30 protein-coding genes are annotated in these 24,160 nt (G+C 34.4%); all 30 read right to left on the bottom strand.

Translation table 11 applies throughout. The annotated features are described in order from the left end of the window. Positions 1-8: 8 nt before the first annotated feature. Entirely contained in the window at positions 9-1,235 is a 1,227-nt protein-coding gene (locus PRVXT_RS06610) for a uracil-xanthine permease family protein (RefSeq protein WP_350344872.1), read from the bottom strand. 241 nt (positions 1,236-1,476) lie between these two features. Then, entirely contained in the window at positions 1,477-2,394 is a 918-nt protein-coding gene (locus tag PRVXT_RS06605; protein WP_350344871.1) for an RluA family pseudouridine synthase, read from the bottom strand. A gap of 4 nt (positions 2,395-2,398) precedes the next feature. Next, positions 2,399-2,860, bottom strand: a complete 462-nt coding sequence (gene lspA / locus PRVXT_RS06600) for a signal peptidase II (RefSeq protein WP_350344870.1) — start codon at positions 2,858-2,860, stop codon at positions 2,399-2,401. 95 nt (positions 2,861-2,955) lie between these two features. Next, positions 2,956-3,333, bottom strand: coding sequence for a TraR/DksA C4-type zinc finger protein (locus PRVXT_RS06595; RefSeq protein WP_350344869.1), 378 nt, complete (start codon positions 3,331-3,333; stop codon positions 2,956-2,958). 9 nt (positions 3,334-3,342) lie between these two features. Continuing rightward, positions 3,343-3,630 (bottom strand): DUF5665 domain-containing protein, encoded by a 288-nt coding sequence (locus tag PRVXT_RS06590; RefSeq protein WP_350344868.1) that lies wholly within the window; start codon positions 3,628-3,630, stop codon positions 3,343-3,345. Positions 3,631-3,709: 79 nt separating this feature from the next. Continuing rightward, entirely contained in the window at positions 3,710-5,002 is a 1,293-nt protein-coding gene (gene aroA, locus PRVXT_RS06585) for a 3-phosphoshikimate 1-carboxyvinyltransferase (RefSeq protein WP_350344867.1), read from the bottom strand. Next, positions 4,986-6,041 (bottom strand): 3-dehydroquinate synthase, encoded by a 1,056-nt coding sequence (locus PRVXT_RS06580; RefSeq protein WP_350344866.1) that lies wholly within the window; start codon positions 6,039-6,041, stop codon positions 4,986-4,988. Before PRVXT_RS06580 ends, aroA begins: the two co-directional genes overlap by 17 nt. Next, the gene (gene aroC / locus PRVXT_RS06575; RefSeq protein ID WP_350344865.1) at positions 6,034-7,176 is read right to left on the bottom strand and encodes a chorismate synthase; all 1,143 of its coding nucleotides are present in this window, start codon (positions 7,174-7,176) and stop codon (positions 6,034-6,036) included. The genes PRVXT_RS06580 and aroC overlap by 8 nt, the downstream gene beginning before the upstream one ends. Then, positions 7,142-7,612, bottom strand: coding sequence for a nucleoside recognition domain-containing protein (locus tag PRVXT_RS06570; protein WP_350344864.1), 471 nt, complete (start codon positions 7,610-7,612; stop codon positions 7,142-7,144). The genes aroC and PRVXT_RS06570 overlap by 35 nt, the downstream gene beginning before the upstream one ends. Positions 7,613-7,627: 15 nt before the next feature. Then, complete coding sequence (locus PRVXT_RS06565) at positions 7,628-8,047, bottom strand: nucleoside recognition domain-containing protein (RefSeq protein WP_350344863.1); 420 nt, start codon at positions 8,045-8,047, stop codon at positions 7,628-7,630. After that, the gene (locus tag PRVXT_RS06560) at positions 8,034-8,513 is read right to left on the bottom strand and encodes a DivIVA domain-containing protein (RefSeq protein ID WP_350344862.1); all 480 of its coding nucleotides are present in this window, start codon (positions 8,511-8,513) and stop codon (positions 8,034-8,036) included. Before PRVXT_RS06560 ends, PRVXT_RS06565 begins: the two co-directional genes overlap by 14 nt. A 79-nt stretch (positions 8,514-8,592) precedes the next feature. Beyond that, positions 8,593-9,378 carry an RNA-binding protein gene (locus PRVXT_RS06555; protein WP_350344861.1) on the bottom strand — a complete coding sequence of 262 codons (786 nt, stop codon included), beginning with the start codon at positions 9,376-9,378 and terminating at the stop codon, positions 8,593-8,595. Between the two features lie 16 nt (positions 9,379-9,394). Then, on the bottom strand, positions 9,395-9,676 hold the full coding sequence (locus PRVXT_RS06550) for a YggT family protein (RefSeq protein WP_350344860.1): 282 nt from the start codon (positions 9,674-9,676) through the stop codon (positions 9,395-9,397). Positions 9,677-9,688: 12 nt separating this feature from the next. Next, positions 9,689-10,339 (bottom strand): YggS family pyridoxal phosphate-dependent enzyme, encoded by a 651-nt coding sequence (locus PRVXT_RS06545; protein ID WP_350344859.1) that lies wholly within the window; start codon positions 10,337-10,339, stop codon positions 9,689-9,691. Between the two features lie 14 nt (positions 10,340-10,353). Further along, positions 10,354-11,322, bottom strand: a complete 969-nt coding sequence (locus PRVXT_RS06540) for an HlyD family efflux transporter periplasmic adaptor subunit (RefSeq protein ID WP_350344858.1) — start codon at positions 11,320-11,322, stop codon at positions 10,354-10,356. 16 nt (positions 11,323-11,338) lie between these two features. Next, positions 11,339-11,788, bottom strand: coding sequence for a transcriptional regulator NrdR (gene nrdR / locus PRVXT_RS06535; protein ID WP_350344857.1), 450 nt, complete (start codon positions 11,786-11,788; stop codon positions 11,339-11,341). 63 nt (positions 11,789-11,851) lie between these two features. Next, positions 11,852-12,088, bottom strand: coding sequence for a YlmC/YmxH family sporulation protein (locus tag PRVXT_RS06530; protein WP_350344856.1), 237 nt, complete (start codon positions 12,086-12,088; stop codon positions 11,852-11,854). Positions 12,089-12,186: 98 nt separating this feature from the next. After that, positions 12,187-12,324: a hypothetical protein gene (locus tag PRVXT_RS06525; protein WP_350344855.1), complete on the bottom strand. Its 138-nt coding sequence runs from the start codon at positions 12,322-12,324 to the stop codon at positions 12,187-12,189. 2 nt (positions 12,325-12,326) lie between these two features. After that, entirely contained in the window at positions 12,327-13,106 is a 780-nt protein-coding gene (gene sigG, locus PRVXT_RS06520) for an RNA polymerase sporulation sigma factor SigG (protein ID WP_350344854.1), read from the bottom strand. Positions 13,107-13,286: 180 nt separating this feature from the next. Further along, positions 13,287-14,018 carry an RNA polymerase sporulation sigma factor SigE gene (sigE, locus tag PRVXT_RS06515; protein WP_350344853.1) on the bottom strand — a complete coding sequence of 244 codons (732 nt, stop codon included), beginning with the start codon at positions 14,016-14,018 and terminating at the stop codon, positions 13,287-13,289. A gap of 29 nt (positions 14,019-14,047) precedes the next feature. Beyond that, positions 14,048-14,926 carry a sigma-E processing peptidase SpoIIGA gene (locus PRVXT_RS06510; RefSeq protein ID WP_350344852.1) on the bottom strand — a complete coding sequence of 293 codons (879 nt, stop codon included), beginning with the start codon at positions 14,924-14,926 and terminating at the stop codon, positions 14,048-14,050. 192 nt (positions 14,927-15,118) lie between these two features. Further along, the gene (gene ftsZ, locus PRVXT_RS06505) at positions 15,119-16,174 is read right to left on the bottom strand and encodes a cell division protein FtsZ (RefSeq protein WP_350344851.1); all 1,056 of its coding nucleotides are present in this window, start codon (positions 16,172-16,174) and stop codon (positions 15,119-15,121) included. A gap of 18 nt (positions 16,175-16,192) precedes the next feature. After that, positions 16,193-17,413 (bottom strand): cell division protein FtsA, encoded by a 1,221-nt coding sequence (ftsA, locus tag PRVXT_RS06500; protein ID WP_350344850.1) that lies wholly within the window; start codon positions 17,411-17,413, stop codon positions 16,193-16,195. Positions 17,414-17,483: 70 nt separating this feature from the next. Further along, positions 17,484-17,834: a small basic family protein gene (locus PRVXT_RS06495; protein WP_350344849.1), complete on the bottom strand. Its 351-nt coding sequence runs from the start codon at positions 17,832-17,834 to the stop codon at positions 17,484-17,486. Continuing rightward, entirely contained in the window at positions 17,834-18,559 is a 726-nt protein-coding gene (locus tag PRVXT_RS06490; protein WP_350344848.1) for a DUF881 domain-containing protein, read from the bottom strand. The genes PRVXT_RS06495 and PRVXT_RS06490 overlap by 1 nt, the downstream gene beginning before the upstream one ends. A 1-nt stretch (position 18,560) precedes the next feature. Then, positions 18,561-19,340 (bottom strand): cell division protein FtsQ/DivIB, encoded by a 780-nt coding sequence (locus PRVXT_RS06485; protein ID WP_350344847.1) that lies wholly within the window; start codon positions 19,338-19,340, stop codon positions 18,561-18,563. A gap of 16 nt (positions 19,341-19,356) precedes the next feature. Beyond that, positions 19,357-20,619 carry a UDP-N-acetylglucosamine 1-carboxyvinyltransferase gene (murA, locus tag PRVXT_RS06480; protein WP_350344846.1) on the bottom strand — a complete coding sequence of 421 codons (1,263 nt, stop codon included), beginning with the start codon at positions 20,617-20,619 and terminating at the stop codon, positions 19,357-19,359. 104 nt (positions 20,620-20,723) lie between these two features. Continuing rightward, entirely contained in the window at positions 20,724-21,818 is a 1,095-nt protein-coding gene (ftsW, locus tag PRVXT_RS06475) for a putative lipid II flippase FtsW (RefSeq protein WP_350344845.1), read from the bottom strand. Between the two features lie 11 nt (positions 21,819-21,829). Then, positions 21,830-23,182 (bottom strand): UDP-N-acetylmuramoyl-L-alanine--D-glutamate ligase, encoded by a 1,353-nt coding sequence (gene murD / locus PRVXT_RS06470; protein ID WP_350344844.1) that lies wholly within the window; start codon positions 23,180-23,182, stop codon positions 21,830-21,832. A gap of 13 nt (positions 23,183-23,195) precedes the next feature. Continuing rightward, positions 23,196-24,158, bottom strand: a complete 963-nt coding sequence (mraY, locus tag PRVXT_RS06465; protein WP_350344843.1) for a phospho-N-acetylmuramoyl-pentapeptide-transferase — start codon at positions 24,156-24,158, stop codon at positions 23,196-23,198. Positions 24,159-24,160: the final 2 nt, after the last annotated feature.

Raw genomic sequence — 24,160 nt, 5'->3', positions numbered from 1 at the left:
CCCATTTTTTAATTAAAATCTGGCAACAATACGTTTAAAGCAATACCAACTAATGCAGCTAGTCCCATTCCTTCAAAATTCCAGACACTTATACCACTAATTCCTAGTATTAAAATAGTTGAAACTATCACAAGATTCCTTGTATTTGCTAAATCTACTTTGTTTTCTACTAGAGTTCTAATTCCAACCGACGCTATCATTCCAAAAAGTAGTATTACAATCCCGCCCATTACCGCTTCTGGAATTGTACCCAATAGAGCTACAAACTTAGGGTTTACACTTAAAAAAATAACTATCATGGCGGCGACTTGAATTACTTTTGGGTCTTTAACCTTTGTTATAGCTAAAACGCCAATATTTTCCCCATATGTGGTATTTGGTGGTCCTCCCAAAAAGGATGCAAACAAGGTTGCTACTCCATCACCGGCTAAAGTTCTAGGTAAACCAGGCTCTTTAACTAAGTCCTTATCTATTGTTTTACCTATAGCCAATATATCCCCTAGGTGTTCTACCAAAGTAACGAGTACAAAAGGAATCATATAAATCATTGCACTAAATTCAAATTTTGGGGTGGTAAAGTTAGGTAAGGTAGGAACCCAGCTACTAGAAGCTACGGCTGAAAAATCTATTATGTTAGTTGATGATAATAATGTTACCCCAAACAGTTCAATAGGTGCCAGCCACTGATATCCTATGGCAAAAAGATACCCCCCTATTATTGCTAACAATAATGGAATAACCTTCAAGAACCCTTTGCCAAAAGATGTTAACATTATGGCTATAAGCAATGTAAAAACTGCGGTAGGTGTATGTGATGTCGCCATATCTTTTGCAACTGGTGCCAACGATAGCCCTATCGTCATTATAACAGGTCCTACAACAACAGGTGGTAAAATTTTTTTTAAAAAATCTGTACCTATAATTTTTATTAAAGTGGAAACAGCTAAATACATAACACCCGCTACCGCCGTTCCTCCTAAAGCAACTGCCGGAGAATATGCAGAAGATAGTTGCTGTATAGGATAAATAAATGCAAAAGAAGACCCTAAATATGCGGGCACCTGCCCCTTGGTAATAAAATGAAATAGTAAAGTTCCCAAAGCTGAAGTAAAAAGAGCGACTCCCATATCAAGCCCAGTCAAAGCTGGAACTAAAATCGTTGCACCAAACATAGCAAAAATATGCTGAATTGATAGTGGCAGCATCTGCCAAGCCGATAAATTATGATTTTTCATTGTTGTCCTCCTCAAATTTGTTTTAGCCCTTAAGTAGGTGTGGAGGATACCCTCCTTTTCTGAGCTCTCCGTCTCAGTTTAAAGAAGTAACCTTATAAATTGAAACTTCAATGGTATAAAAAAACTTCTTGTCCATTTTGCGCACGCAAAATTAGCAAGAAGTTTTACCGTTATTTTGAGGTTACTCCTTACTAATCTCTCGGATTAGTTTAAAGGCTTCTAATAGATAATAACACAAGTTTTAATTCATGACAATAAGTTTCTTTAACACATTTGTGAATTGTGCAGGTATAGGGCTTGTAAAGTTCATCCACTTTTTGGTGACAGGATGATAAAAGCCCAATTTTTTCGCATGGAGAATCTGTCCTGAAGTATTAAATTTTTGTCTTTTAAAACCATAAGTTAAATCACCCACTATAGGATGACCGATAAATTTTGAATGGACTCTAATTTGATGTGTTCTTCCAGTTATTAAATCAAATTCTAAAAGAGTGTGCTCTTTAAATCTTTTTACAACTTTATAATATGTAGTTGCTTCTCTACTAGTTGAGTTCCGAATCACAACCATTTGCTTTCGGTCTTTAGGATTGCGACCTACTGGTGCGCTAATCACTCCTTCCTCTCTTTTTACAACCCCCTCTACAATTGCCCAATATATTTTTTTTGTTAGTCTTTCTGCCATCTGGTTTGATAAATCTTCATGGGCATTATCATTTTTTGCCACCACGAGCAAGCCGGAAGTGTCTTTATCTAACCTATGTACCACTCCTGGTCTTTTTACACCACCAATTGATGATAAGTCACCTAAGTGATACAGTAATCCATTTACTAAGGTCCCAGAATAATGTCCTGGGGCCGGGTGCACTACCATATCTTGTGGTTTATTAACAACACAAATATCTGTATCTTCATAAATTATGTTTAAAGGAATGTTTTCTGGTTCTATGCTAGTTTGTTTAGGCTCTGGTATTAGAAGAGTAATTTTTTGTTCTTCTTTTAACTTTAAACTAGATTTCATCACTTTTTTTCCATCCACTATTAAGTTTCCATCTTGGATTAGTTTTTTTATTTGAGATCGAGACAAGCCTGTTTTTTCAACCAAAAAAACATCCACTCTAATTCCACATTGTTGACAAGTAAAATGTTTTTCCTTTTGCAAAAAATCAGTCCTCTTCTTTCTTATCGTTAATAGTATCAAAAACTATAACATCTAATGCAAACAGTGCAACCCCAACTACTATCGCTATATCTGCCACATTAAAAATTGGAGACCATATTTTAAAGTCTATAAAGTCTATAACCTCGCCTAAATAAATTCTATCTATTAAGTTACCTATCGCCCCACCAATTTGCAAAGAGAAGGCCAGTTTTAGGAACCATTTCTCTTGAGGAAGCTTGTATATATAGTAACCCAACACAACTGTAACGAGAATAGTAACCACTATAAAAAATAACCTTTGATGTGCTAGGATCCCAAAAGCTGCTCCTGGGTTAGTCCACAAAGTCAAATGCAAAAAATTTTCTATTATAGGGATACTCTGTCTCATATCCATTAAATTATAAGCTAACAACTTAGTTATTTGGTCAATGGCTATGATTATTAAAATAATTGCTGGATAAAGCATCATATTTCCCCCTAATTTAAAATTATGTAACAAAGACATTTTACCAAAATGAAGGGGGTTTGTCTATAAAACAAAAAGTCACCTCACACAGGTGACTAGTATCGCGAAGAATCTAAATGCTTTTTTGACTTTGCTTTACTACAATGAGCACAAACAGTAGTATATGGTATGGCGTCTAATCTTTGGTTCTCTATAGTACTACCACATATATCACATACCCCATACTTACCTAGGTCAATTTTTTCCAAAGCATCATCTATTTTTTTTATTTCTGCGTCGCTATTATCCTTTAGACCTAAGTCCTTTTCTTTTTCATATAGCTCAGAAGCTAACTCACCAGGATGATTATCATATGTTGATAGATCTTGGGTTTGCTCACGCAAAGAACTATTTTGTTGTATATAGCTTGTCTCTAAATCCCGCTTTAACTTTAACAACTTTTTTTTCAAATGACTATCCCTTTGATCTTTCATATTTTCCTCCTACATGTTTTGCTGGACTAGTTTTACGATTTCTGCTATAAAATCACCAATTACTGGCAAATTTAGCAACATAACTCTTTGTAAAAAGTAAACAACCACTGCTCCTAATATCGTGAAGCCCACTGCTATCCCAAAGCCTCTGGCTAGTCCAGCTAAAAAATTTATCATTAAATATCTTTTGGGATTGTTTAAAATACTTATATACTCCGCAATATTATATTTCTCCATTTGGTGGGAAATTTCTTCACCCTTTTGTAAAAGCTTCTTTTGTAGTTGTAACTTTTTCATGTAAAGAGCACCACCTTAGTTTTATTATTTAATGATAAGCTGTTTAATATACAGACTACCAAAAAATAAATTAAGGTGTTTAAGCTTTTGTTACAGAACCTGGCACCATCTTTTTAAGCTCCTCAAAAAACTGTGAGTTTGATATATTTACCCATTTAGAATCTTCTATTTTAGTTTCCCCCAGACTTCCCAGCGCCGCCACAGCCATTGACATGATAATTCTATGGTCTTTATGGCAGTTCAGTGTAGTTCCCTTTAACTGTGTTATGCCCTTTACAGTAAATCCATCACCTATCTCCTCAATATCTGCACCTAGCTTAGATAGGTTAGTTACAGTGCTTTTAATCCTATCACTTTCTTTATACCTCAACTCTTTTGCATCAATGACTTTTGTAGTACCTTCAGCAAATGCTCCTAATACTGCAACCAGTGGAAGCTCATCTATAGCGTTAGCTACTAGTTCTTTAGAAACTGTAACTCCCACTAATTTTGAAGGAAAAACTTTAATATTTCCAGTTAATTCACCATCAACCTTTTTTACATTATACCGCTCAATTTTTGCGCCCATCTTTGTTAAAATATCTAAAAAACCCACTCTAGTTGGATTTAGGCCTACTCTTTTAATGGTTAACTCAAACCCTCTAACTAATGCGGCAGCAATCATAAAAGCTGCTGAAGAAAAATCACCACAAACTTCATATTCGCCACTAACTTCTGGAATTTGGACCCCTTCCATAATAATATATGAATTCTGAACGTCTAAATCCACTCCATAGTTCTTTAGCATAACTTCTGTATGATCTCTTGATTGAGCGGGCTGGGTTATAGTTAGACGCCCTTTATTAAAAAGTCCTGCCAAGAGCATAGCAGACTTAACTTGAGCACTGGCTATTTCCATATCAAAATTAAAGTTTGCTGATAAGTTATTACAAGGTATTACCTCTATAGGAAGCTTACCTTTCCTAGATTTAATGTTAATACCAAATTTTTGTAATGGATCCACAACCCTATTCATTGGCCGTTGTGACAAAGAATTATCTCCAACAATAGTTGATTCAATACCTAAAAAAGAAGCAACAACCCCTATTAACCTCGCAGTAGTTCCTGAATTGCCGCAATCTAAAAGTACTTTTCCTTCAGGTGTTTTACCCTGAGATATCTCCACTAATCCATTTTTCTGTTCTATCCTACACCCCAATGCTTCAATACATTTCAATGTGCTTTCACAATCTTTAGCTTGAGAAAAATTCCTGATCATAACTGAACCTTTACTCATAGCTGCCAACATAGCAATTCTATGACTTATAGATTTATCTCCAGCTGGTATATACTCTGCGTTTTTAACATCATAACCTTTAGAAATAGTCAACATTTCCATTAACCTCCGCAAACTTAGTCCAATAATGGACTAAAGATTCATTTTTAATCCATTCTTTTTCCCAACCTAACTCTACAGGATAAATAAATAACACTTTTTCTCTTTCAACTTTTTTATCTTGTTTTAAATTTATAGTTACGTATTCTGTTAAATTTTTATATGGTACATTAGGAATTATCCTTTTTAGAAGCTTATAGTAATACTTCACCTTATCAAGCTCTAGTTTCCCTTTACTATAAGCAACATAAACAGAAAAATGCAAGCCTATAGCAACGGCCTGCCCATGTCCAAGGGGATATTCACTTTGTTTTTCTATAGCATGGCCGATAGTATGACCTAAGTTTAGTGCTATTCTTTTACCTTCTTTATCATAATAGTCATCATTTACATATTTAATCTTGATTTGATAGCAAAAAGGTATAATCTTTTCAAAATCTAAACTTTCATCATTAACCAGCGGAGTGATATCAATATCAGCATCTTTAAATGTTTTAGGTTCCAACATTATGTATTTTATTATCTCGCCCAAACCATTATATACTTCCCTATTATTTAATGTAGATAAAAGAGAGGTATCTATTCCAATAATGTTAGCTGGATAAAAACTTCCCAGTTGGTTTTTATAGCCTTGAAAATTCACAGCAGTTTTTCCACCATAAGAACTATCAACTTGAGCAATAATTGTAGTGGGTAGATAACATAGGTTAGCCCCCCTTTTATATATAGATGCAAAAAAACCCGCTAAGTCTAGTGTTGCACCTCCTCCAACTCCAATTACCCAGTCATTCCTGTTTAAATTAAAGTCCAATGCTTTTTGTGTTATGAGTTCAGCATATTTTAAAGTTTTATGTTTTTCTACCTCATCTACAATAACTTCTTTTACAGAGCTAAAAACCCCAAGGAGCTTATCTACCCTATGCTTGTGTAAATCTCTTACTTTTTTATCGATAACAATAAGCCCCTTTGTACCCTGCAATTGAAAGCCGCAATCTCTCCAGCTATTAACTCCAAAAAAACATTTGCTTTTATTCATTTGCTCCTATCCTTCCAATCTTTTGAGTATAATAATCATAGTTGTTTTTAACTTCACTTAAAGTATCTCCACCAAACTTCTCCAAAAAAGTTTTTGCTATTTCAACGGCAGTAATTGAGCTAATTACAACCGATGCTGCAGGAAGAATTGCTGTATCACTCCTTTGATATTCTGTTTTTATCTGTTTTTTAGTTTCTGTATGATAGGTTTTAAGTCCTTTTAAAACAGTTGGTATAGGTTTTATTGCAGTGAAAAAATAAATTGGTTGCCCGTTAGACATTCCACCTTCAATACCGCCAGCATGATTAGTTTCTCTATAAAGCTTTCCGCTTTTGTCTAAGAATATTTCATCATGAAACTGGCCACCTCTATATTCAGTGCCTTTAAAACCAAGACCAAATTCTACTCCTTTTACCGAAGGGATAGACATAATATGCCCAGCCAATCTACTATCTAGCCTACGATCCCATTGAGTATAGCTTCCAATTCCTGGTGGTAGGTTTAAAACTTCAGTATAAACTTTCCCTCCTAAAGTTTCTTTTTCTTTTTTAGCTTTTTCAATTTCTTCAATCATCTCTCTTTGTTGTGGGAAGGGGCAATAAACAGGTGATTTATATATTTCAGCTTTAGAAATACTTTTTTTTATATTTGACTTTATAGTTCCTATACTATAGACGTATGATAACACTAATATTCCAAATTTTTCGAGAAACTGTTCTGCCACTGAACCTACAGCTACTCGAATCGCTGTTTCTCTAGCACTGGCTCTTTCTAATACATCTCTACAGTTGTCAAAATCATACTTATACATACCAGCCAAATCAGCGTGACCAGGTCTTGGAGTACAATACTTCATTTTTTTATCATCATTGTAATTCTCTTTATAGTTTGCCCAATCCTTATTTTCGATTATTAGGCCGATAGGCCCCCCCGTTGAATGTCCATTGCGGACACCTGAGTAAATATTTGCTTTGTCTTTTTCTATTTGCATTCTTTTCCCTCGACCATATCCACCTTGCCTCAATCTTAGGCTGGTGTTAATCTTTTCGACGTCTATTTTTACACCAGCTGGCAAACCTTCAATAATCGCCATAAGCCCTTTATTGTGAGACTCTCCTGCTGTCAGAAACCTCATATACATCCTCCTTTGCCCACTTTTTATATAATAATGTGGCCAAAACTGCTGATAAAATCCTAAAAAATAAAATCCAATGCCACGAAGCACCTATTCGTGCAAATATTATTGTTTCCTCTAATATTGCATGACAAATTCCCACAAAGATTAGCAGGCCTGTTAATTCTTTTTTAGAAAAATTTTGTTCTTTCGCAAGGGTCATAATAACTCCCGCTCCATATGTTAAGCCTACAAAAAGCCCTATACTGAGAGGAACAGCCGATTGCCTTGGTAGACCCAATACTTTTGTTACGGGACAAAAAATATTCCCAATTTTCTCTAAAGCTCTATACTCTTTTAAAAACTCTATAAAAATAAGTAGAGGAATAATGATTACTGCTAAATTGATAATGTCTAGTATTGCTGCTTTTAAACTTTCCAACAAAAATATAGCCATTTATATATACACCCTCTATAAAATTTGACCTAAAATAAATCCTGCTATTATTGACATAGCAAACCTAGTACCTACTACTAACAAAGCGTTTGCTCCTGTTTTTTGTGCAATCACTGTCTCAGTAAGGGCACTGTGGCTAATTGCCACCATAGTTGATAAAATAGTTAGTTCAACAGCATTAAAATCTAAACTAAGCATGGCAGCCACCGCTCCATAAACGCTAGTTAAATTACCTACAATAAGCACTATTGCTCCTTCGCCAGGAAGCGAAAAAACTGACATAACAGGCATTAACAAATTAGCTAGGTTTTCCAAAAAGCCCAAATACTCCAAAAAATTAACCAAGGTAATAATAGGGATCATTACCTTGGCTAACTCCCAAACTACAAATAGCCCATTTTTGGAGCCATTTTTAACTATCTTAAGTAGTTTCACTTAACTCGTTCTCCAGTTCATTCCAGTCGTCAGAATTAATCATTTCTAGTTGAGCTTCTAAAAGAGTTCTAAACCTAGTTCTAAACACATGTGACTGTTTGGCCATTTCTTCCACATCTGAGTGAATTTTCCTTGCCTTAGTTATAGCTTCTTCTACTATTTTCTTTGCTTCTCTTTCAGCTTCCCTACGTATTAGCTCGCCTTCTCTGCTAGCATTTTGTTTAACTTCTTCTGCAGTTTCCTGGGCAACAACTATAGCATTATGTAGCGTATCTTCAATTTTAGAATAATGCTCTAATTTTTCTGAAAGATCTTTTGTTTCCTTTTCTAAATCCTGTTTCTCTTTTATTGCTCGTTCATAGTCATCAACTATTTGATCTAAGAACTCATTAACTTCATCTTCGTTAAATCCTCTAAAAGACTTACTAAACTCTTTATTATGGATATCTAAAGGGGTTAATGGCATTGTTTAGCACCTCCGATTTTGAGTGATTGCCTTCTATAAAAATATAATTCTACATTTTACTTCCAAATCCTTTTTATTTTTATACAAATCTGTTTATTTCCAAGTGTTTTCTTCCTTTTCTTGTCTCTTTACCTTCATTTGCAACTGAAATCCTACCTTTCCCTTTAAGTGAAATAACATCCCCTTCTTCAACCATATAAGCAGGGTTCTTTATGGTTTTCCAATTAACTTTTACTCTCTCACCTTTTATAAGACTAGCTAACTTAGTTCTAGAAAGACTAAATCCTAATCCACCTACAGCATCTAATCTTAAAGATGCTACAGTCCCTTTAATTTTTTTTACTTTAATATCTCGCACTTCTAATTGATGAGGATAAATCTCTTTAGCTTTAACATTAATATTTCCCACTTTAGTTAAATTCAACTTGATAAAATCAACTAACCTATTGTCTAGTACCACCTGGCAACCACTTTCAAAAGTGATTATATCTCCTACTTTTTCTCTACTTATTCCTAACCCTAAAATACTTCCTAGAAAATCTCTATGGCTGTATTTTTGAGGAAAGGTGCCGGTAACTTGGATACAACTAATGGCATCTTCAATATCATCTTTATGCAAAAAATCAGGATAAAACGTTACTTTTGCTCTTTCAGCTCCAGGGTAGCCGCCGTTTATATGATACTTAATACCAAACAAACCTTTTGTTACTTTTATCAATGTATCTCTATAATAGGGATCTAAAAAATCCGTATCTTTAATCAAATTTTTTTGTTGAGCTAACTCTGCAGCATCTAATGCCTTGCCAATTGTCACTTTATCTATATCTTTATCAAGTAATTTAAAAACTTTTTCACGATCTATCAATATACTTTACCTCCATTTAAAATAGCATCATCATTAAAACATTTCTTAAAACTCTAACCAATATAAAAGCTAAGATTGGCGATAAATCTAAATAACCACCACCAGTTTGTAGTGGGGGAACTATTTTCCGTATTGGCTTTATAACTACATTTGTAATAGACCAAATAACTTCCATTATATCCCTAACAGTTTTATTATGCATCGGAATGGGAAACCAGCTTGTTATTACCCTAACTAATAATAAAATCCAAAACAAATGCAGTATAGCATCTAATGCTAATATTAGTTGTTGCGGCATTTTTAAAACCTCCTAATTAAATATTTTACTTCCTATTCTTATAATAGTAGCTCCCTCTTCTAAAGCGACTTGATAATCCTTAGTCATTCCCATCGAAAGATCTACTATGTTTGTAAAACCATATTTGTTCAATTGCTGTTTAAGATCATGCAAATTTCTAAAAACATATCTAACATCTTCTGGATTATCACAAATTGGAGCCATTGTCATAAGCCCAGTTAGCTTTAAATTAGAAAGTTCACTACAACTTTCAATAAACTCCCTTACTTCCTCAACATATAAACCGTGTTTACTTTCTTCTTTAGCTACGTTAACTTGAACCAACCCTTCTGTTATAATCCCTTGTCTATAAGACCTTTTATCAATTTCTTTAGCTATTTTCCAACGATCAATCGAATGAATAAGCTGCACTTTTCCTATACAATCTTTTACTTTTCTTGACTGTAAATGTCCAATAAAGTGCCACCTTGCGTTGGGAAAAGTGTTTTCTTTTATTTTCAAACTCTCTGTCCTACTTTCACCAAAAGTTGCTATCCCTTTTGTATATAATTCATTCATTTGTTCAACATCGGCATATTTGGTAACTGGAACAATCTTAACTTTTCTACTGGTAAGTTTAGCAGTTTCTTGTAAAATCTTTTGGTAATTATTTAATATAGACATATATTTTATCACCTCTACCTAATCTTTTGCCCATCTTTAACCAGTTTGGGATTAAATATAACCTCTGAATTTTTATCTAAGCCATAAACCCAAACATACTCAGCATCTTTATCAACGATTACAACGTCTCGAAACTCAACCTTATTTCTGTTAATTACATATACTCCTTCCTGCCCTTTATGGTCAATTAATGCATGGGAGGGAAGTTTAATTCCTTCTACAGTATCAAGGATAAAAAATACTTTAGCAAATCTTTCGTTAAAAAAGTTCTCGTTTACATTGTGAGGTTTTACATGAACCAAAGCATTTTCACCAGAAATAGTATAGTCAACTATATCAGCTACAACCATCTGGTTAACACTTCCACTTCTTAAATTCACCCTTACCTTTGATAATTCCTGCATACTTTCAAATTTTTCTTTGCCCATTTTCACAATCAGTTGGCTATTAAAGTTATCTACCACTTTAAATAAAGGCTTCCCAGACCCGCTACTAGCAGTAGTTTCTTTAGTGTAATAGTCTTGTTGTTCAAATGCTTTTATTATTTCAGGATTATCTAACCCTGCCTCTAAATACTCAAAACCATCTTTATGAAAAACAATTAGCCCTGCTTTAGGTGATGTAATCTCTAAATCTCCTATACTTCCAATAGTTTGGTCTTTTCTAGCCCTTTGGAATTGTTCAAAGTCAGTTTGAAAACTACCATTTCTAGGGCTATAAACAACCTCTTCATCCCATATAAACAGCCCATCACCATAGACGCCCTGTTGCATAGATGTAACTTCTATGTATTCAGTAATTATCATTCTGCTTACTGCAAAGTCTCGTATCCATAAAAAACTATGGCTTAACAAAAACAAAAAAAATGCTGCAGCTATAACTAGGATAGTCACCTTTAATAGTGAAAATGAAGCAGGTTTTATCCTGTCTTTGCCACCAGAAACAACAGAAAACCTTTTGTTATTCCATTCTTTTTTCTTCATTGACTCACCTCTTTATTTACTTTATAAGTTTATCAAGTTCTTGCTTAAAAGTTTTGATATCTTTAAAATCTTTATAAACTGATGCAAATCTAACATAAGCAACCTCATCTATGTGTTTGATTTTTTCCATAACCAAATCACCTAAGTCTTTACTGTTGATTTCAGTTATTAGTTTATTAGCCATTTCTTTTTCTATATCTAAAACTATATTTTGTAATTCTTTAATATCAACAGCTCTTTTCTCAAATGCTCTTGTTAGACCTCTTAAAACTTTTTGACGCTGGAATAACTCTTTTGTACCATCACGTTTAATAACTAATACAGGAGGTTCTTCTGCCTTTTCATAGGTTGTAAACCTCTTTAAACAGTGATTACATTCTCTTCTTCTTCTGGTTGCACTTCTATCCTCTGTGGGACGAGAGTCCAAAACTTTGCTTTCTATGGAAGCACAATAAGGGCATTTCATTTTAATTACCTCCTAATTTTAGATCATATTAAATTATACCATTATTCGCCTCCTTATTTAACCCTACTCTGTCCTAGTATCTATTATTATAACATCATGGCCAATTTTTTTAATTCTTTCCCATGGAATAATATAATCATTTCCTGTAGCCATTAGGCCTAAAAAACCATTTTGACCTGTTACAATTAACGCTTTGATTTTCCCTGTATCAGGATTAATTTCTAAATCATCAAAATGCCCTAATACCTTGCCATCGCCTAAATTTACTATTTCTCTATCTCTTAAATCTGATATACGCAATTACTCCTCCCCCTTTTTTCTACTATATACTTATTATAAATTATATTCCTCAAAATGATTATTAAAACAAAAAATACCTCAAAGCATGAACTTTGAGGTTAAAAACCTTTGATTACAACTTGAGTAATTTCAGTAAAGAAGTTATCACAATTGTATGCATAAACTACATCTATGTTATTTATCAAAGTGGGAATACTTGCTAAAATAATTGCATAATAACTCAACTTGTGCTTCAATTTTAATCCTCCTTAACATATTTTTCAAGATGACCTAATGCAACCTTTTCCAGCCGTGATACTTGAGCCTGTGAGATTCCAATCTCATCAGCAACCTCCATTTGAGTTTTGCCTTCAAAAAACCTTAAAGTCAAAATTGTTTTTTCTCTTTCATTAAGCCGAGTTAAAGCTTCGCTCACTGCAATTCCTTGCAACCAACTGCTATCTTTCTCCCCATCATCTTTTATTTGATCCATAACAAAGATTGGCTCACCACCATCATGATAAATTGGCTCAAAAAGTGAAACTGGTTCTTGAATAGCATCTAACGCAAAAACAACTTCCTCTCTTTTAATGTCTAACTCTAGAGCTATTTCACTAACTGTAGGCTCTCTATCGTTTTCATTAGTTAACTTATCTCTTACTTGTAAAGCTTTATACGCAATGTCCCTAAGGGAACGGCTTACTCTAATAGGATTATTATCTCTAAGATACCTTCTTATCTCCCCAATAATCATAGGAACAGCATAAGTAGAAAACTTCACATTTTGACTTAAATCAAAATTATCGATAGCTTTCATTAGCCCAATACATCCGACTTGAAATAGATCATCCACACTTTCCCCTCTATTGTTGAAGCGCTGTATAACACTTAACACAAGCCGTAAGTTGCAGTTTACTAACTGCTCACGGGCTTCTTTTTCCCCTCCCTTTAACCGGATAAATAACTCTTTCATTTCTGCACTTTTTAGCACTGGCAATTTAGCTGTATTTACTCCACAAATCTCTACTTTATTTATCACGGTCAAGTCCTCCTAAGTTAGTTGATATATTTATTTATTACCCTACCTCTTTCAAATATGCAATTTACATTTTTGGTAATAAATTTAATATGTTTTTATGTTTCCTCGTTTTCCAAATTCTAAACCTAGGTTTCCATTCCTTTTTTTGCTAAAAAAAAAAAGAGACGAACATAATTCGCCTCATTCCATTTTTTTTATTTCTTTTTGTAATCTTGATATAATCTTTTTTTCTAGCCTAGAAATATAAGATTGAGATATCCCTAAAATCTGGGCTACATCTTTCTGTGTTCTAATTAGCCCGTCAGCTAAACCAAACCTTAAAATCATTATTTTTTGTTCTCTTTTGTTTAACTTGACTAGTGCTTTGGAGAGCAGTTCACGGTTTACTTCTTGCTCTAAATCTTTATGAACTAAATCTGCTTCTGTTCCTAGAACATCGGACAATAGCAATTCATTCCCATCCCAATCTATATTTAATGGTTCATCAAAAGAAACTTCAGACTTTATTTTATTGTTCCTTCTTAAATACATTAAAATTTCATTTTCGATACACTTTGATGCATAAGTAGCTAACTTAATTTTCTTTTCAGGATCAAAAGTGTTTACCGCTTTTATTAGTCCAATGGTTCCAATAGATACTAAATCTTCTATATTTATGCCTGTGTTTTCAAATTTTCTCCCTATGTATACAACTAATCTTAGATTATGTTCAATTAATAGTTGTTTAACAGCTTCATCACCTTTTTTCAACTTCTCCATTAAATAACTTTCTTCATCTTTTGAAAGAGGTGGAGGTAAAGCTTCTGTACTTCCTACAAAGTGGACATAATTCTTTAATAGCCCAAGCTTGGCATATATACCAGTAAGAAATAGCCTCCATCTCAACTTAAAAATTCTATAAATCTTTGACATTATAACCCTCCTCTATAATTTTAAAGCGCCTATAAGTTATCTATATTGCATAAAATGCTTGGATGTATCAATGCTTCAAAACCTGGCACCATTTTGTCATTTTGAGGATTTACTCCCACCAAAGCTTTAACTTTTCTTTTTTTATCCCCTACCACTAGAAACACCTTTTGTGGTTTAAATATTATCATGAGAGATGTGCCAGCTATAGTATTTACGGGAACATACCTAATCTTTAGATCACAATCTGGCACATTCCAACTTTTCCCACTTTCTAGCCAATTGTCCCATTTTGATGACAATTTCCCTTTTAAAACTTGTCTATCAACTATTATTACCGGTAAATTACTTATCGGATCGACTAAACTATTTCCTGTATCAACGAACCCATTTATTTTAATTGTTTTGTTATTTAACCACACCTCCAATTCATATGTCATTTTTTCACTAGTAGTTAATCTCTTTATATTTAATATAAATACTCTAAAAAAGGGAGGAATTATTACAAAAGAGGCTAAAAAAATCGTTAAATATAAAAAGTTTTTTAAATCAATATATGGATTGGGCATCGCCATTTTGCCGTTGCTTAAACTAGTCATTACCATAAACAAGAGACCCGAAAAAGATGCTGTAAAAACTATAACGCAAGCTGTTTGTTCTAACAACCTTTTAAATGAATAGTATCCAAAACAAACAAGTACCGTTAGCATAACAAAACTAAGCTTCAATAAAAGGATGTCTGCTAAACTATACCACGCAAGGTATAAAATTACATAGAAGCTTCCTAATACACATGCTAGCAATTTTCTACCTTTATTAGCTGGAAAATTTAAAACAAATTCTGTTATGCTAAAGGCAATCCAACAAACTATGCCATTTAAAATTAGTGTTAAATCTAGGTAAAGGGTCATTATACTTCCCCCCTTTGGTATAAGCATATGCTAACATATCTTTACTAAGAAAATTGTCATTACATGTTTTTTGAGGGGTAAAAATAACATAGAAAGTTGACTAATAATAACTAATATTCGACAACTACTTGTGCTCAAAAAAAGAGCTTAGCCAAATATAATATGGCTAAGCTCTTTTAACTTTCATGTCAATTATTTTGTAGCTTTTTTCCTTAGATATGCCGGCACATCAAAGTCATCTTCTTGGAATGTTTTTACATCCCAATCCTTAGGTTTATCTGGTTGACTCCTTTTTTCTTCATCAAAACCTGTGGCAATAACAGTTACCTTTATTTCATCCTTTAAAGATTCATCAATAACAGCACCAAAAATGATATTAGCATCATCATCTACATATTGCTCAACAGCACTGGCAGCTTCTTGTACCTCATGTAAGCCAAGATTATCTCCACCAGTTATGTTCAATAATACTCCCTTTGCCCCATCTATAGAAGTTTCAAGAAGAGGTGATGAAACAGCTTGATTAGCAGCATCTTCTGCTCTCTTTTCGCCACTGGCCATTCCAATCCCCATCAAAGCAGAACCTGTATTTTGCATAATTGTTTTAACATCAGCAAAGTCTAAGTTTATCAAACCTGGTACAGCTATCAAATCAGAAATACCTTGAACACCTTGTAATAAAACATCATCTGCTATTTTAAAGGCCTCAGTAATTGGTGTTTTCTTTTCAATCACTTGTAATAGCCTATCATTAGGGATAACAATTAAAGTATCCACCTTTTCTTTAAGGTTTTCTATCCCTTTTTGGGCAAATTTTTGTCTTTTTCTTCCTTCAAAAAGAAAAGGTTTTGTCGCCACACCTACTGTTAAAGCTCCCATCTCTTTTGCAACCTCTGCAACTATTGGAGCTGCACCAGTACCAGTACCGCCACCCATACCAGCGGTCACAAAAACCATATCAGCACCTTTTAGTGCATTAGCAATTTCTTCTCTGTTTTCTTCAGCAGATTGCCTTCCAATATCTGGATTGGCACCAGCTCCAAGCCCTTTTGTAACCTTCTCACCAATCTGAAGTTTTTCATCTGCTTGAGAATTATGTAAGGCTTGTGCATCTGTATTAACAACTACGAAGTCAACACCTTTTAACCCAGAGCTAATCATTCTATTAACAGCGTTGCTACCTCCACCGCCTACTCCTATAACTTTAATTTGAGCAAATTGTTCCATGTCCATATCAAACTCTAACATAGCAAGTCCTCCTCCCTATTAGCCGAAAAAATCATTAAATAGGTCTTTTATTTTGTCTATAATACTAACTGACTTCTTTTCTTTTATCACTGGAACGGATTCATCTACATTACCAACTGCTTGTTTAATAATACCTACTCCAGTAGTATAGGTTGGATCAGCAACACCAATAAACTCAGGCTGATAAATTCGCACTGAGTTACCAAGTTGAACTTGAGCTATACTATCTATCCCTTCTAAAGAAGCAACCCCTCCAGTTAATACGACACCACCAGGCAGTTCATCATTATATCCCATTTCAGAAAGCTCTTTATTAACCATGTAAAATATTTCTTGAACTCTTGGTTCGATAACTCCCACTAGAGTTTCCACGCTAATTTCTTCAGTTTTCTTTCCCACAGTGGTTACTTCAAAAGAAGGATTTTGTCCTTCTCCTGGATATATAGTTGTGCCATACTTTAACTTTATTTTTTCGCCTTCTGCTAATGGCACTTTTAACCCTTGAGAAATATCACTAGATATATGTCCTCCCCCTATAGGGATAACACTCTTTTTGGCTAAAGACCCGTTTTGAAAAACAGATATTTCTGTTGTACCTCCACCAATGTCAATAAGTACAGCACCTAGTTCTTTCTCATCATCATTTAATGCTACATCAGAAGAAGCTAAATTGCTTACTACATATCCACTTATCCCTAGCTCAGCCCTTTGTACACATTTAGTTAAATTTTTCATTACTGTAGATTTTGCTAACATTATCAATGCATCTACTTCCAACCTTACTCCTATCATACCAATAGGGTCTTTTATTCCATCATACCCATCAACTATAAAGTTTGTTGGAACTATTTCTATTATTTCCATTTCAGGGGGAATAGCTACTACCCCTGCACCATCTAAAGCCCTATCATAATCTTGTCTAGTAATTTCTTTATCATCGTTTGAAACAGCTACAACACCACGGTTTTTCATTACTTGGACATGTGCACTAGAAACGCCTACATAGACAGAATCTATATTGATCCCTACCATTCTTTCAGCTTGATCAACAGCTTCTTTAATTGAACGAACCGTATTATCTAAGTCAACTATAGTTCCTTTTCGCAAACCTAGGGACTCACTACGTCCAATACCTATGATGTTTACATTTCTATCTTCACTTATTTCTCCTACAATGATTCGTGTATTTGAAGTGCCAATATCTAAACTGGCAACTATCGACTTAGTTTTTCTAGACAATTACTTCACCTCCCCAGGTTATTTCTCACACATAATTAATTCAACACATAATACATATTTCCCTTTTAATTTAATAGTTTTTTTTTGACTTAATGTAATTTTTTAATGTAATTCGTCTTATAATAGCTAGATTCTTAAACAACCTGAACATAAATACAATAACTACTGCTAAATATAATTCCACTCCCAACCATTGCCCCATCACAGTTATAGCTGATGCTAGAAGGATGTTCCCAAAAAAACCCGTAAAAAAAACCTGCATATCAAAATCCCCAACTAAATGTGAGCGAACTCCACCAAATATCGAATCTAGTCCCGCTAAAAGTGCAATAGAAAGATAATGGGCATATTCTACAGGTATAGTTATACTAGAAACCCAACCTACTAAAAACCCAAAGAAAAGTCCTAATATTGGAAACATCATTCTTCCTCCTCAGTTGAGTACTCAGCATGTTCTATTTCAATATTTCCCTTAAAAGCAGGAACACTCACTTCTTCTTTGGTGTTTACTTTGACATCTATACCCCAAAAGGCCAGGTTATCTGCTATCCCTCCTGGCATAAGCAAAGAAGTCTTAAGAGAACTGGAATCTCCTATAGCAGTTATAACATAAGGTGGTGCTAAGCGAGTTTGATTAACTAAGATAACTGGTCCTGCACAGCTTATTTCTGAAAAGGATGTAATTCGTTGACCATTAACAGCTACTGCTTCAGCACCTGCCGCCAACAGAGTGTTAACAGTCATTAATAAATCCTCGTCATGGACAATATTTGAATTTGGATCCCCTTGATAATTATAACCTTTTTTATTGTCGTTAATCTCCACTTTTACACCAGGACCTTTTACATCAGTTAATCCTGCCAACACCCTTGCCTTATTTAGTTCATCTACCAAAATGTCAACACTGTCTTCGCCTTTGGCTGCTTTTTGCTCATACAATCTAATTTGCTGAGAGAGAAGTTTATTCTCTTTTTTTAAAGTCTCTTTATTATCTATAAGCTCAAAAAACTTAGAACGCATCTCCATTTCACGCATACCATAGGCAAAGTTAACATCTTTTTGAGTTCTTAAGTTAACTGCTATCATAAAGCCTAACACCACACAAATTGATGTCAACATAACTGTAGATGTACCTTTAATTTTCAAGTTATTCTCCTCCTGATGGGGAATATGTCACTTCCCTTCCCCTTATATCTATAACCCCTTCCTTACCTTTATTCTTTTTTAAATCCATTAATTGAGAAGCTTCTAAAGCTCGTTTATTAGTTAATCTGTCTAATGTACCTACAGTTATAGTAAAATTATCCACTGTTTGCATCTGAACTTTGTTCGGCTTAGTTATGTTAATTTCTGAAATTGTCTCAACAAATTCTTCATCAAGTTCTGACAAAGCCTCTACCAAGCCTGGAATCTGTTCGCTGTTTTCTATCCCAGTTATATAAGGAACAGGATGTTCTTTAATATTTGGCAGTATTACACCTTCAATACATACTAAGTGCACCTCATCATTATAAACGGTTTTAAATAAAGGGGTTCTTTCTGTAATATCTATTATAACCGTTCTGTGGAAAATATTTCTATCAACAGTAAATTCTTTTATAAATACTTCATCATTTAATATTTCTTCATAATATCCATTTCTTTTAGCATAAAAATTGGCTTGTCCTACTTTAGGTAGTGTGTCGAGAATTTCCTGTTTATCCAACAAGAAATTCCCCTGCACTTCTATGTCAGTAATAAGGGCCAGTGGGGAGTTTAAAAATGCATAAATACTTAATGAAATTAATAATATAATTGCTATTATTGAAACCGAACTCTTAAAAATTTTTAGACGTCTTGCTTTCTTTTTTTCCAATTCTAACTTTCTAAAACTATGTTTATGGGTTAATTCAACAACATTTCGCTTGTTAGTTTTCTTGTTTAGCATTTTCTCCCCCCTAAGATTAGCTCATAACTCTTTTAATTTCTCCTCCTAAACTGCTAAAAAGTGCTTCAATTTGTTCATATCCCCTGTCGATATGATGAATATTAGTTATTATAGTAGTATTTTCAGCAGCTAAACCTCCTAAAACAAGGGCAGCTCCCGCTCTCAAATCAGAGCTTTCAACTAATGCGCCTCTTAAAGTATCCACTCCTTTTACTACTGCTGTTCTATTGTCTGTATTGATTTGAGCACCCATACGTCTGTATTCCCCTACATGCTTAAATCTTCCATCAAAAACATTTTCGCTTATCAAACTCGTACCTTGAGCCATAGCCAGAGCTATCATCATCTGCGGTTGCATATCAGTTGGGAACCCCGGGTATGGAGCAGTACGTATCAATTCTACTGCTTTAAGAGGCAATTTACCTTCCACATGTATACTATTAACATCTTTAGTAATTTTTGCTCCCATTTCCTTAAGCTTTATTATTATGGATTCTAAATGGGAAGGTATCACATTGTAGATTTTTACATTTCCTCCCGTCATTGCAGCCCCGACCATTACTGTTCCTGCAACGATTCTATCAGGGATTATAAAGTGTTGACACTGATTAGTAAAGACATCTTTAGACCCAATTATCTTAATTTCTTCTGTTCCTGCCCCTTTGACATTTGCTCCTAACTTGTTAAGAAAATTTTGTAAGTCAATAATCTCTGGTTCGCGAGCAGGGTTTTTAATTATAGTAGTTCCTTCTGCTCTTGTAGAAGCCATCATTATATTTTCTGTAGCTCCTACTGATGGGTAGTCAAGATAAATTTCATTCCCATTAAGTTTATCGGCTTTTACTTCAATATACCCGAACCTTTCATTAATATCTGCGCCCAAACTAGTCAGCCCTTTTAAATGTAAATCTATCGCCCTAGTTCCTATAGCACAGCCTCCAGGATAGGCAATTCTCACTTTTTTAAATTTAGCCAATAAGGGCCCCATTAGAAATATTGAAGATCTCATTGTCCTTACCAATTCCCCAGGGACGTCCCAGTTGTTCAACTTTGTACAGTCTAGGTATACATTATCAGCTTCCCTTTTATAGTTAATCCCTAAGCTCTCTAATATTTTTATCATCATAGATACATCTTTTAAATATGGAACATTTGAAATGATACATTCTTTTTCCGCTAGAATAGATGCAGCTAAAATAGGCAAAGCTGAATTTTTTGCCCCTGGTATAGAAACTTCTCCTATCAACGGTTTTTTACCTTTTATAACAATTTTTTCCACCTTATAAGCCTCCCCTTTGAAAAGTCAAATGGCAAAATTATTGCCGCCTTACATTTATATTCTATGTCATAGGCCCAATAAGGTGAAAAAAAAATCAACATCTGTCAGTACGAATATCTCGAGACATTCAACACTATGCCAATACTAGCTAAAGTTACGATTAAAGACGTTCCTCCAAAACTAATAAGTGGCAAAGTAATTCCTGTAGTAGGCATGCTTGATGTAACAACTCCAATATTAATAATAACTTGCAAGGCTATCATTACAGTCATTCCCATAGCTAAATAACAACCAAAACTATCAGGAGCTTTAATTGCAGTTCTTAACCCTCTCCAAACCAAAATACCAAATAAAATAATTACTAAAGCACCTCCAATAAACCCTAGCTCTTCAACTATAATAGCATAAATAAAATCTGTCTGTGCTTCTGGAAGGTACCCACTTTTCTGACGGCTAGCTCCTAACCCCACACCTACCAACCCACCACCAGCTATACCATAAAGGGATTGAATAATTTGCCAACCCGCCCCACTTACATCAGACCATGGATCTCTAAAGGTAGTTAATCGTCTCAGGCGATATTCCTCAGAAGTAGCAAACCATGTCATTAGGGCAGTACCAGGTACCGCTATATATAATAAATGTCTATACTTTGCCCCAGCAGCGAATAACATAATGCCTATAGTTCCTGCCAACGAAATAGCAGTACCAAGGTCTGGCTGTAACATAATCAGACCGAAGGAAATACCTAGGATTACCAACAACGGCACTATGCCATAAAAAAAATCTAAAATTCTTTCTTTTTGTGCTGCTAAATAATTAGCTGTAAATAAAATTAAAGCAAACTTTGTAAAATCAGATGGTTGAAACCTCATAAACCCTAAATTGATCCATCTGGTAGCATCGTTGATCGTCACTCCTACACCAGGAATTATAACCGCTACTAAAAACACAAAATTTAGCACGAAAAAAAGTTTGATAAATTTTTTCCATTTCCAATAATTTAAGTTAATGCAAATATACATTGCACCTAAACCTAACAGTGCATATATCGTTTGCCGTTTCAAAAAATAAAAGCTATCACCATACCTAGCCATCGCCATTATAGCGCTAGCACTATAAACCATAACAAGGCCGAAGCCAAGGAGAGCCATTGTAACTATCAATAATAAAATATCAGGAGATTGCTTTCTCTTCATTTACCACACCCCTACTGAGCTGATAAAACTAATTCTTTAAACTTTTTACCCCTTTGCTCAAAATTTTCAAAAGTGTCCCAACTAGCACATGCTGGAGAAAATAACACAACATCTCCCTCTTGTGCCTTTATTATTGCTATTTTAATTGCCTCTTCTATATTACTAATTGAAGTAATATTTTTATTTTTTTTAGAAAGAGTCTCCTTTATTTTATCTTTACATTGCCCAAAAGTAATAATCTCCCTTACCCCACCATGCAAAGCAGTTGCTAACTCATCAAATTCCTCACCCTTATCGTATCCACCTAGCAGCAAAATTAGCGGCCTCTCAAATGCGTTTATAGCCTGTATAGTGCTATTTGAGTTAGTAGCTTTAGAGTCATTATAAAATTGCACCCCATCAATTTCCGTTACATACTCTAACCTATGTTCAACCCCTTTAAAGCTAGCTATTGTTTCGGAGATTTGCTGAAAGCTCACCCCAGCTAACCTTGATGCAACAAGCGCTGCTAAAACATTATCAAAGTTATGTTCTCCTTTTAGCTGCACGCTATCTAGATTCATAACAACTTTACTTTTGCCACCTTCTGCAAAATATATTTTCCCATCTTGCAGATAAGCACCATCTCTAACTTCATCAAAGCGACTAAACCAGTAAACATTACCTCTAGTAGCATCAGCAAACCTTTTTGCATATAAGTCTTGCTTGTTTAAAACTACAAAATCACTTTCATTTTGATTAATGCATACGTTCAGCTTTGATTCTATATAATTGTTCATATTTTTATGTCTATCTAGATGGTCAGGCGAAATGTTTGTAACAACTGCAATTTTTGGTGTAAACCTTTGAGTTGATTCTAGTTGAAATGAACTAACTTCACAAACTACAAACTCAGAATCGCTTTCATAAACGGCATCCGCAATAGAATACCCAATATTGCCTCCTATAGAAACCCGTCTTTGCGCTCCCGTTAATATATGACCTATTAAAGAAGTTACTGTTGTTTTACCATTAGTACCGGTTACAGCTATAATTGGAGCATCAGTAAAACTAGCTATTAATTCAACGTCCGAAACTACCTGGATATTTTTTGAGCTTGCACTTTCCAAAAAGGGAATATCCATTGGAATTCCAGGATTTTTAACTATAAAATCCGGCTTGGGATCCAAAAGACTTTTAGGATGACCACCAACCACAGCCTCAATATCCAACTGACTTAGTTTCTCTAGATCATTTTTTAGTGATTCGGCGCTTGCCCCATCATTCACAATAACCTCTGCACCTTCAAGCTTTAAAACTTTTGCTATACCCACTCCTGTTCTACCTGCGCCTAAAACTAAAATTCTTTTGTTTTTAATTTCCAACTCTTTCACCTCTTTAGTAATACAAGTTCCATAACACTATAGCAAGTAATGTAAATAATAATTGTACAAACCAAAAGACAAGCACAATTTTCCATTCAGACCAGCCTTTTAATTCAAAGTGATGATGTATTGGGCTCATCAAAAACACCCTTTTACCTGTCAATTTAAACGAAGTTACTTGAATAATTATAGATAAAGTCTCTACTACAAAAACAGCTCCTAATGGAATTAAAAGCAGTTCAGTTTTAGTTAAAATTGCAAGAGATGCTAGTCCACCCCCAAGTGCTAGCGAACCTGTATCTCCCATAAATAATTTTGCAGGGTGAGCGTTATAAACCAAAAATGCTAATGTCCCACCCAAAAGACTTAATGCAAATATACCTAAACCAATCTCGTCTTGACTAAATGTTATATAAATCATCCCCAATATACTAAAACTAAATGTTCCAGCTAGCAATCCATCTAAACCATCGGTCATGTTAGTGGCATTGCTGGCTCCTAAAAATATCACTAGTATAAAGGGAAAGTATAGATATCCAAGCTCTACATTCCCGAAAAATGGTATCAGCACTTCAGTACTTAAACCTAAATAAACAATTGTTACATACATTATAAGAGCAACTAAAGTTTGAAAAATCAGTTTTTCCCTAGCTTTTAGTCCAAGAGAGCGTCGTAAGACCACTTTAATGTAATCATCAACAAAACCTATAAGACCATAGCTTACCGTTGCAAACATCGCCATCAAAACTAATGGATCTTTAGGTGCAAATAAAATAGTTGTCAGTGATGCAGCTAAAATAAATACTACTCCACCCATGGTAGGGGTTCCTGATTTCTTTAAATGGGATTCCGGTCCCTCTTCTCTAATATTTTGACCAACTTTTAATCGTCTAAGAAGTGGTAAGATAGCTGGTGTAATAATAATACCTGAGAAGAAACTTGTTATTGCAACATAGATTAGAAAATTTTCACTCATAC

Origin of the sequence: Proteinivorax tanatarense (assembly GCF_040267685.1) — a bacterium.
In the GTDB taxonomy this organism is placed as follows: Bacteria; Bacillota; Proteinivoracia; order Proteinivoracales; family Proteinivoracaceae; genus Proteinivorax; species Proteinivorax tanatarense.
Note: the sequence above shows the minus strand (reverse complement) of the source record. Positions and strands in the feature narration are given on the sequence as shown.